This window comes from Colwellia hornerae (assembly GCF_007954355.1).
GTDB classification, from domain to species: Bacteria; Pseudomonadota; Gammaproteobacteria; order Enterobacterales; family Alteromonadaceae; genus Colwellia_A; species Colwellia_A hornerae.
On sequence record NZ_VOLR01000044.1, the window covers coordinates 1 to 10484 of the forward strand.

Sequence of the window (10484 nt, forward strand, 5' to 3'; positions counted from 1 at the left end):
CAACATTTTTACCGGTCGCTTTTTCAATACCTTCAAGACCTGGAGATGAATTAACTTCCATCACCATAGGGCCATTTTGTGAACGCAGTAAATCAACGCCACACATGTTTAGGCCCATTGCTTTTGCAGCACTTACAGCTGTGTCACGCTCAGCTTTAGATAACTTAACCACTTCAGCAGAGCCGCCGCGATGTAAATTAGAACGAAACTCACCTTCAGCGCCTTGACGTTTCATCGCCGCCACCACTTTACCGCCGATCACTAAACAGCGAATATCAGCACCACCGGCTTCTTTAATAAATTCTTGTACTAATATATTCGCGTTTAAGCCCATAAACGCTTCGATAATAGCTTCAGCTGATTTTGCTGTGTCTGCTAAAACCACACCTATGCCCTGCGTGCCTTCGAGTAACTTAATAACTACCGGCGCGCCACCAACATTTTTAATTAAATCTTTGGCATTATCAGGTTTGCTGGCAAAGCCAGTGCGCGGTAAGCCCAAACCTTTACGCGATAATAGTTGCAATGAACGCAACTTGTCGCGTGAACGACTAATAGCCACTGACTCATTAATGTTAAACGTGCCCATCATTTCAAACTGTCTTGCCACAGCAGTGCCATAGAAGGTCACAGAGGCGCCAATACGAGGAATTATAGCATCATATTTTGGTAATTCTTTACCATGATAACGTACAGCAGATCGCGTACTGGTGATATCCATATAGCAATGTAAGGTATCAATAATATCAACTTCATGGCCCATGGCTTCGCCCGCTTCTTTTAAACGACGCGTAGAATAAAGTTTTTTGTTTCTAGATAAGATAGCAATTTTCATAAGTCAGTCTTTTGATATTCACTTTTATTTATTGATAAAAAGTGAGGTAATAAGTGCTGTGGAGTGTATAGTCAGCTTATTAAATAATATAGCGCTATATTTTGATGAGTTTAATCAAAAAAAATGATTGCGTTGTTTATCGAGGTTTGCATGAAAATCGAACTATTAAAAACATTTCTTGAAGTGAGTCGTACATTACACTTTAGAATAGCGTCTGAGAACTTATTCATTACTCAATCTGCGGTAAGCGCAAGGATTAAGTTATTGGAAGGTGACTTAGGTGTGATGTTATTTGACCGAAGCCAAAAGCATTTAAAATTAACCCCCGAAGGTAACCGGTTAATAAAACATGCTAATGAATTATTGTTTATGTGGCAAAAAACTAAACAAGATGTCGGTGTCGCCGATAGTGATACTTATCAATTAGTTGTTGGCTCGATGATGTCTATTTGGGATATTGTCTTACAAGACTGGTTAAAAAAGATACATCGTAATTTTGACGATGTCAGTTTATTAACTAACACTTACTCGCCGTTAGAGCTTAGAAAGAGTTTACTCAGTCGTGTGGTCGATATTGCCTTTTTTTTCGAGCCACCTTTTGTTAAAGATTTAATTACTGAAAAAGTGGCGACAGTTCCACTACATTTAGTCACCACAGAGCCAAACGATACTAGCGAAAAGTTAACATTAGATAACCATATAATGGTCGACTATGGCGAGTCAGTGAATGCGCAACACCTACGAGAATTTCAAGATGCTCCTCCCGCAAGACACTATATGAGCCAACCAAGAATTGCATTAAATTTTCTATTAGACGCCGGCGGAAGTGCTTATTTACCCAGACAAATGACTTTTGAATATATCGAGAAAAATAAATTATACCTTGTTGAAGATGCACCGGTATATTCAAGAGATATATATGCCGCTTATTTAGCTAAAAGCCAGAAAACTGATATTATTGAACAAACGCTGCAACTGTTTCCTTCTGTGGTAATATAAATAGCTTTGTTAGATATAAGTACAAATAATATGGTTGATAGTCGTTAATTCAATGTAAATTTTAGCTGGAAATAATATGTTTTTGTCAGAAGATGTGTTGCTTAGAAATAATGTTAAGGTCATTGGAAAAGGTGAAAAAACACTTTTTCTTGCGCACGGTTTTGGTTGTGATCAAAATATGTGGCGCTTTTTGACGCCAAAGCTACTGAGTAAATTTACCCTCGTACTCTTTGACTATGTTGGGTCAGGCGCTTCTGATATATCACAATACAACAAAAAGCGTTATAGCGAGCTAGCAGGATATGCAGAGGATATTATTGAAATATGTGCAGCACTGAAGCTATCAAATGTCACCTTTATTGGCCACTCAGTCAGTAGTATTATCGGGGCTATTGCTGCGAATCAACAACCTAATTTATTCGCTAAACTCATCATGGTATGCCCGTCACCTTGTTTTTTAAATTTTCCACCTGAATATATGGGCGGCTTTGAAAAAGTAGACTTACTTGAGCTGTTAGGTCTGATGGATAAAAACTATATTGGCTGGGCAGATTATTTAGCCCCCTTAGTGATAGGAAACGCAAATTCAACTGATTTTGTTGGCGAGTTAAGTGGCAGTTTTTGTTCAACAGACCCGGTTATTGCCAAGAACTTTGCCCAAGCAACGTTTTTATCTGATTATCGCCATATTCTAAAAGATATTAAGCAGCCATCATTAATTTTTCAAAGCAAAAATGATGCATTAGCTGCAACATCCGTCGGTGAGTTTATCCACAGTCAAATATCAGAGAGTCAACTTGAAGTGATAGAAGCTGACGGACATTGTTTGCATATGACCCATCCTAATGAAATTGTCGATACCATTATAGAATACGCAAACCGTGACCATTAAAAATAGCCCTACAGTTCAAACTGATATACAAAAGCCTACGCCAGATCATTTCCCATGTGGCGCTTTAGTAACGAACTCGTCAAGAGTTATTACTTATGTGAATTCATATTTCACTACCGAACTATTATGGATACCTGGAGAGCTTATTGGGAAAAGTACCGATGTGATTTTTACCCAGTCATCTAAAATATTTTTTCAAACTTATTTAATCCCAACACTTTTACATGAAAAAACCTGCGAAGAGATGCAGTTAATTATTTTTAATGCCAAAGGCGTACGCATTCCAGTCACGGTTAATGCCCATTATAGTAGCGATGGCTGTATTTACTGGAGCTTTTTCAACGCATCAAAAAGAGACCAACTTTATGATGAATTAATAAAAACCCGTGAAACACTCGAAGAGCAAGCCGAAGCGTTAAAGTTACTTGCCTCTACTGACGAGTTAACCGAGCTATTAAATAGGAGAGAAATGAGCTATCGAGGTAGCTTAGTGCTTGAACAAGCAGCACGTTCTCAGCAATCGGTTAGTTTATTAATGTTTGATATTGATTACTTTAAGAAAATAAATGACGCTTTTGGTCATGTTGAAGGAGACCGAGTATTGCAAGAGCTTGGTCAGAAATTAAAAGCGTTTTGCCGACAAACAGACCTTGTTGCTCGTGTCGGTGGTGAAGAGTTTTTAATCCTGTTACCGGACACAGACAAGACTGACACTTTACTATTTTGTCAGCGATTACATCAATTAATCGCTACCGTTATGGTGGATAATAAGCCACTCACCGTCAGTATTGGTGTCAGTATTTATGAAAATAAAATATCATTTACAGATTTTTATGCTCAGGCTGATAAAGCAGTATACCAAGCAAAGAATTTGGGCAGAAACAGAACTGAGCTTTATCAGACTCAGTGATTATTAAATTTAACAATAAAAAAAGCCAATATTAGCAGTAAATATTGGCTTGTTTGACGATAAGCTTTAGCTATTTCTCAGCAGCAAATTTACGCGCTTGATGCAACTTCTTATAACTTTCAATCAATCTTAGGTGCTTATCTAGCCCTTCAAGCTTAAGACTCGTTGGCGTTAGCCCATAAAATCTAACCTCGCCAAAGACAGAGCCAATAACTTGCTCGATATTATCTTCACCAAACATCCTATTGAAATTACCGATATAGTCTTCGAGTGCCATTTCTTCGTCTAAGGTCACTTCTAATACTGCATGAACCGCTTGATAAAACAATCCGCGCTCAACCGTATTGTCGTTGTATTGTAAAAACTCTCCAACTAACTCAATAGCTTCCTCTAAAGCGCCTAACGCGAGATAGATAAGAATTTTTAATTCAAGAATAGTGAGCTGACCCCAAACGGTGTTTTCATCAAATTCAATACCAATTAAGGTTTTAATATCAATGTAGTTATCTTGCTGACTGTCTTCTAGGCGTTCAACTAAACTTACTAAGGCTGCTTCACTTAAGGTATGAAGATTTAAAATATCTTCACGGTAGTCAAGTGATTTATTGGTGTTGTCCCAAATAAGGTCTTCAACCGGGTACACTTCTGAATAGTCTGGCACGAGCATACGACAAGCGGTAGCACCCAGTTGATTAAACTCTGCAATATAGACTTCTTTGCCTAGGTCTTTCAAAATTGCCATTAAAACAGCATTTTCTTCTTCATTAGTACCAGAAAAGTCCCATTCGCAAAATTCATAATCATGTTTACTACTAAAGAAACGCCAAGAAACAACACCTGTTGAGTCAATAAAGTGGTCAACAAAGTTTTCAGGCTCAGTAACCGCCATGCTATTAAAAGTCGGCTTAGGTACGTCGTTTAAGCCTTCGAAGCTTCTTCCTTGTAACAACTCCGTTAAACTTCGTTCCAGCGCAACTTCAAAACTTGGGTGAGCACCAAAAGAGGCAAAAACGCCACCCGTTTTAGGGTTCATAAGCGTGACACACATCACAGGGAATTGCCCCCCTAATGATGCATCTTTAACGACAACCGGAAAGCCCTGTGCTTCTAGCCCTTCAATGCCCGCTAAAATACCTGGATATTTTGCAATTACGTCTTTAGGTACATCGGGTAAAACAATTTCTTCGGCAATAATTTGCTTTTTAACTGCGCGTTCAAAAATTTCTGACAAACATTGCACTTGTGCTTCGGGTAAGTTGTTACCTGCACTCATACCATTACTTAAGAATAAATTTTCAATTAAGTTTGAAGGGAAATAAACAGTTTCACCATCAGAATGGCGTACATAAGGAATAGAGCAAATACCTCGTTCGGCTAAGCCAGAGTTAGTATCTATTAGGTTTGAGCCTCGTAATTCGTCGTCAGGGTTGTATATAGCTAAACAATATTCATCAAGTATGCCGCTGGGTAACTCATCATTGGCGCCAGGTTTAAACCATTTTTCATTGGGATAATGAACAAAATCACTGTTGGCAATATCAACACCAAAAAACTGATCGTTATAAAAGAAATTACAGTTAAGACGCTCAATAAATTCACCCAGTGCAGAGCAAAGCGCACTTTCTTTTGTTGCGCCTTTACCGTTAGTAAAGCACATCGGTGATGCAGCATCACGGATGTGCAGTGACCAAACATTAGGCACAATATTTCGCCAAGAAGATATTTCAATCTTCATACCTAAATCAGCCAACAGGCCAGTCATATCAGCAATAGTTTGTTCAAGTGGTAAGTCTTTACCTAAAATGTAGGTGCTGGTATCACTTGCCGACTGCCCCATAAGCATCGCTTGGGCGTCGTCTTCAAGACTATCGACTATTTCTACTTTAAACTCAGGGCCACTTTGAACTACTTTTTTAACAGTACAGCGATCAATGGAACGGACAATGCCTTTGCGATCTTTTTCAGAAATACTTTCAGGCAACTCAACCTGAATTTGAAAAATTTGGTTATATCGATCTTCAGGATCGACGATATTGTTTTGTGACAAACGAATATTTTCAGTGGGTATATCACGCGAATTACAATAAACCTTAACAAAATAGGCGGCACAAAGCGCTGATGATGCTAAGAAGTAATCAAAAGGTCCTGGGGCAGAACCATCACCTTTATAGCGAATAGGTTGATCAGCGATGACAGAAAAATCATCAAATTTAGCTTCAATTCTAAGGTTGTCGAGATAATTAACTTTGATTTCCATTGAATAATTTCCGGATTTTTGCACTAAAAGCTCAGTGATTTGCTTCGTTTTAGTGACTGCCTATTGGCAAGATGTGATTAATTATCGGTATTATCTGTTTTTTCGCGACATTAGTCTTGGAAAAAAAGACATTAATTAATAAAACCGCCGTTTTAAAGAAAATAGTGCAATGCGACAAGCCATTTTATTTTACCGGGGTAATTTAAAGAGATAAGTAAAGAGAGATAAACTTTAGCCGAAATAAGGTAATGATTGAGACTTTATAATGACTCGCGCTAAAGTAAATAAAAACAGCTACAAATTTGCCAACATAATAAACTTTACAGAAAGACAAAAAAGCTATTTAACCAGAGATTAAATAGCTTTTATAAAGGTATGTTATTATTTTGAATTGCTGATTAAAATTAACCGCCACATTTCTTAGCGTCAGTTTTACCTTCGCCACATTTACCTTTTTTATCTGCTTTACCTTCGCCACATTTACCTTTTTTGTCTGCTTTTCCTTCGCCACATTTTCCTTCGCCGCACTTACCTTTTTTGGCAGTTTTAGCTTCGCCACATTTTCCTTCGCCGCACTTACCTTTTTTGTCTGCTTTACCTTCACCACATTTAGCATTGTCGTCAGCTTTGCCTTCGCCACATTTTCCGCTAGCATCTACCGCTGTAATCGTTACAATGCTTTTAGTTTCAAAAGGGTTAGTCTCTGCTTTTACTGGAGCTGAAACGGCAAGTGTTAAGGCAAATAAACCTAATAGAGCTGTCATTGATGATTTTTTCAAAAGTTTCATTATGTTTTCCTTTAATTTTATAATTTTGGCACTACATATGTAAGCTACTAACAAAGACCCTTGGCGTAATAAATAAATTTCAATTAAGTTGAAAATATTTATTCACTTTTAGATAAATCTTATGACTCACTTTTGAGGTTACTCGCTGATCTATGAATACTCAAGTAAAAAAAGTTGTTTTAGCACCAATGGAAGGTGTTGCCGATGCGTTAATGCGCCATCTACTGACCTCATTAAATAATTACGATTTTTGTATTACTGAATTTCTACGTATAGTTGACCAGCTATTACCTGAGCGATGCTTCTACAAAGTGTGCCCTGAATTAGAGCAACAAGGTTATACGCAGTCAGGTACACCATTAAGAATGCAGTTACTTGGTCAAGAACCCAACTGGATGGCGGAAAATGCTGTTAGAGCAATAGAATTAGGCTCCCATGGTCTTGATCTTAATTTTGGATGTCCTGCTAAAACGGTTAATAAAAATCGTGGCGGTGCCGCATTACTGAAAACCCCTGAAGATATATATAAAATAGTGTTAGCGGTAAAAGAAGCGATTGGCGAAGACGTGACCCTTTCTGCAAAAATTCGCTTAGGCTTTGATGATGCCTCATTGTTAGATGAGATAGTTAGCGCGATAACATCAGCCAAAGCTGATCAACTCACTATTCATGCGAGAACTAAAGCGGATGGCTATCGCCCTCCCGCTTATTGGCACTTTATTGCTGGTATTGTAAAAAAATATCCGATAGAAATTTTCGCCAATGGCGAAATTTGGAACTTAGCTGATGCCCATCGTTGTATCGAAGAAAGCCATACCGCGAACTTAATGCTTGGTCGTGGTGCGCTTGCCTTACCAAATTTAGAGTCGGTGATAAAAAGTAATCAACAAGCTATGCCTTGGCAGCAAATCTGTATTTTACTAAAACAATACGGTGAACTTGAATTAGTAGGCGATAAAAGTTTTTACTTTTCAAGTCGATTAAAACAATGGCTACGCTACTTAAGATTACAATATCCGCAGGCAGAACAATTATTTAATGACATCAAAATTTTAAAAGACAAAGAGAACATTTTAATGTTATTGGATAAATCGTCGGTAAACAGTATGAACATTGGATCATAATAAAATGATATTGTCCGTCGATGCAATCCCCTCCTTTAAAAGCATTAATAAAGCCTAGTAATCGATATAATTAATAACCATGCCAGCAAGCTTTCGTCTGGCATTTCTGTTGTTTTATCACTGACCAGTCAATGGGATGTTGGTATTGTGCTCGTTAATTTCATTAATATTTGCAATATTTATAATATTTACTACTAACCGGTGAAAAATTTCAGGTAGTATGTAGTGATACCCATACAGCTAATGTCATCCATTTATGAACTATCTAAAATTAATCATCATCTCATTTATTCTTTTGCTTGTCGCCTGCACGGGAGATGATGATGGTGAAATTCAAACATCTGAAAGTCCAGAGGTTGTTGCTATCGCCTTTTTTGATGCCTTGTACAACGAAAAGAATGTTAAAAAAGCAGCCAAAGTATGTAGCCCACAATTATCTCGAATCATCTTACATTACAAATCCCCCAAAGCTGTTGGCCGCCATTTATTTAATATGTCCTACGACTCAGTTGTTGCATCGCCTGATGACAGCGGGGTAAAAGTTCGAGAGCAGTTTAAAGACGCAGCAGAAATCACCGTTTATTTTGATGGTATCTATGATAATAATCGCTTGAAAGACGTTAAGCGGTTATCGCTCATTCAGATAGATGGCGATTGGGTTATTGATAAAATATTAAAAGACCCTTTCTAAATGAGTATTGCTTTAAAATAAAACGTTGACCTATCTTAAAGCAAGATAGGTCAAAAGATAATTTATAAACCTAACACGACACCTTCTCTGCGCGGATCTGCTCCGCCAGTTAGTCCCTGCTCTGTAACTTCAATCGCATGAAGACCACTATTTAAATCTCTGACGATAACTTTATGACCTTTAGCTTCTAAAGCGGGCTTTAATAACACCATGTTTGTGCCTTTTTCTAAGGTGGTCACTTTATTACGATTAGTTACTTTCGGTAAATTAATTGCCGTTTGTGGGTCCAACTGCCAATCAATGACACCAACAATAGCTTGCGCAACATAGTTTATGATCCGACTACCGCCAGGTGAGCCAATAACAAGTTTTAATGAGTTATCTTCATTGAATACCATCGTTGGAGCCATAGAGCTTCTTGGTCGTTTGAGGGGCTCTAAACGATTTGCTACCCATTGCCCATTCACTTTAGGCGCTAATGAAAAGTCGGTTAATTGATTGTTTAAAATAAAGCCTTCCACCATCACCGCAGAACCGAAAGCCATCTCGACACTGGTGGTCATTGATATCGCATTGCCTTGTTTATCAATAATGGAAATATGACTGGTTGAGGGTAATTCATAGGCGAGATCGTCAGCTTGTGTTAAAGCCCCCTGCGGGAAGCCGGCTTGCGCTTTTCCCATATCTTTATCGATATTAATTAATTTTGAACGCTCTGCTAAATAGTCTGGCGATATTAGTCCTTCAACAGGAACATTAACAAAGTCGTTGTCGGCAATATATCGCTCGCGATCGGCAAAGGCTAAACGTGAGCTTTGCGTAAATAAATGCACGGCGGTTAAACTATTGAGGCTTTCTTTCGCTAAATCGTAACGTTCAAGCTGGGCAAGCAGTTGAATAATGGCAACACCACCTGAACTAGGTGGAGCCATTCCACAAACATTATATACACGATAAGCACCACAAACCGCAGGTCGTTGCTTAGGCTGATAATTAGCCATATCTTGCAAAGTAAGTTTACCTGGCGCTATGCTAGAATTTTGCACCGCATCAACAATTCTTTCGGCTATCCAGCCATGATAAAAAGGTTTTAAGCCTTCTTTGGCAATACTTCGATAAACAGCAGCAAGCTTTTTATTTTTCAAACGGTCGCCCGCTTTTATAGCAATATTATTAGGAAAAAAATAATTTTTTATTTCAGGAAGTTGGCTAATACCCGGATTAAATTGCATGGTAACTAGCTTTTCTAGCCGTGGAGAAACAATAAAGCCCTGCTCGGCAAGTTCAATAGCTTCGATAAATAACGCTGACCAAGCGAGCTTTCCGTATTGTTGATGCGCTTTTTTTAGTGCTGACAACACACCAGGAACACCAACAGAACGACCACCAACGACGGCTTTAATCCAAGAAATAGCCTTGCCACTTTCATCTAAAAACAACTCAGCTGTTGCCGCTTTTGGCGCAGTTTCTCGACCATCAAAAGTCGTTAATAACTTTTCTTTTTTATCCCAATGCAAAATAAAAGCACCACCGCCGATCCCCGAAGATTGCGGTTCAACTAAGGTCAGTACCAGTTGCACGGCAATCGCTGCATCGATAGCACTGCCCCCTTTTTTTAAGATGTTAAAACCAGCTCGGCTAGCATAAGGATTAGCTGCCGCGATCATAAAGTCTTTGCTGATAACTGCTTGCTTATGGATAACACCGGTAGCAGCTTCGGGTTCACGGTCTTCTTGTTGTTTTATTATTTCGGCTTGACTAGCAAAGGTAAATACCAGAGATAGCGTCACCATACTTAAACGCTGAAATAGTTGAATTCGAGACATAGTTTTCCTTAAAAACATGTAAACTAGTTTGGGTTCATAGGTTGGACATTAAGAGATAATTGGATCTAGGCCGCACTTTAATCGTCCTTTTTCCTTATCTCTTGTCGGGTTCGCTCTTTGAGCATACTTTGACAAAAAATTGATAGTTTTTTGCCATGTTTT

Annotated in this window: 9 protein-coding genes; 5 read left to right on the top strand and 4 right to left on the bottom strand. The window is 38.4% G+C overall.

What is annotated here, in order from left to right; genetic code table 11:
- On the bottom strand, positions 1-835 hold an 835-nt coding region (rimK, locus tag ESZ26_RS18365; protein ID WP_146801186.1), incomplete at its 3' end, for a 30S ribosomal protein S6--L-glutamate ligase.
- 150 nt (positions 836-985) lie between these two features.
- Here rimK and ESZ26_RS18370 point away from each other — a divergent pair.
- The 3 genes from ESZ26_RS18370 (at position 986) to ESZ26_RS18380 (ending at position 3636) form a co-directional block, all read left to right on the top strand.
- Positions 986-1834 carry a LysR family transcriptional regulator gene (locus ESZ26_RS18370; RefSeq protein ID WP_146801188.1) on the top strand — a complete coding sequence of 283 codons (849 nt, stop codon included), beginning with the start codon at positions 986-988 and terminating at the stop codon, positions 1832-1834.
- Positions 1835-1910: 76 nt separating this feature from the next.
- Entirely contained in the window at positions 1911-2726 is an 816-nt protein-coding gene (locus ESZ26_RS18375) for an alpha/beta fold hydrolase (protein ID WP_146801190.1), read from the top strand.
- Positions 2716-3636 (top strand): sensor domain-containing diguanylate cyclase, encoded by a 921-nt coding sequence (locus ESZ26_RS18380; RefSeq protein WP_223271732.1) that lies wholly within the window; start codon positions 2716-2718, stop codon positions 3634-3636. Before ESZ26_RS18375 ends, ESZ26_RS18380 begins: the two co-directional genes overlap by 11 nt.
- A gap of 70 nt (positions 3637-3706) precedes the next feature.
- Here ESZ26_RS18380 and ESZ26_RS18385 read toward each other — a convergent pair whose 3' ends face one another.
- Together ESZ26_RS18385 and ESZ26_RS18390 are read right to left on the bottom strand one after the other, a co-directional pair.
- Complete coding sequence (locus tag ESZ26_RS18385; protein WP_146801191.1) at positions 3707-5893, bottom strand: OsmC domain/YcaO domain-containing protein; 2187 nt, start codon at positions 5891-5893, stop codon at positions 3707-3709.
- Positions 5894-6297: 404 nt separating this feature from the next.
- Positions 6298-6681, bottom strand: a complete 384-nt coding sequence (locus tag ESZ26_RS18390) for an HvfA family oxazolone/thioamide-modified RiPP metallophore (protein WP_146801192.1) — start codon at positions 6679-6681, stop codon at positions 6298-6300.
- A gap of 152 nt (positions 6682-6833) precedes the next feature.
- Between ESZ26_RS18390 and ESZ26_RS18395 the strand changes: the two genes are divergently transcribed.
- Positions 6834-7805, top strand: coding sequence for a tRNA-dihydrouridine synthase (locus ESZ26_RS18395; RefSeq protein WP_146801193.1), 972 nt, complete (start codon positions 6834-6836; stop codon positions 7803-7805).
- A 256-nt stretch (positions 7806-8061) separates the two neighbouring features.
- Complete coding sequence (locus ESZ26_RS18400) at positions 8062-8496, top strand: hypothetical protein (RefSeq protein ID WP_146801194.1); 435 nt, start codon at positions 8062-8064, stop codon at positions 8494-8496.
- Positions 8497-8558: 62 nt separating this feature from the next.
- Here the strand turns inward: ESZ26_RS18400 and ggt are convergent, their stop codons facing one another.
- On the bottom strand, positions 8559-10322 hold the full coding sequence (ggt, locus tag ESZ26_RS18405) for a gamma-glutamyltransferase (protein ID WP_146801196.1): 1764 nt from the start codon (positions 10320-10322) through the stop codon (positions 8559-8561).
- Between the last annotated feature and the right edge of the window lie 162 nt (positions 10323-10484).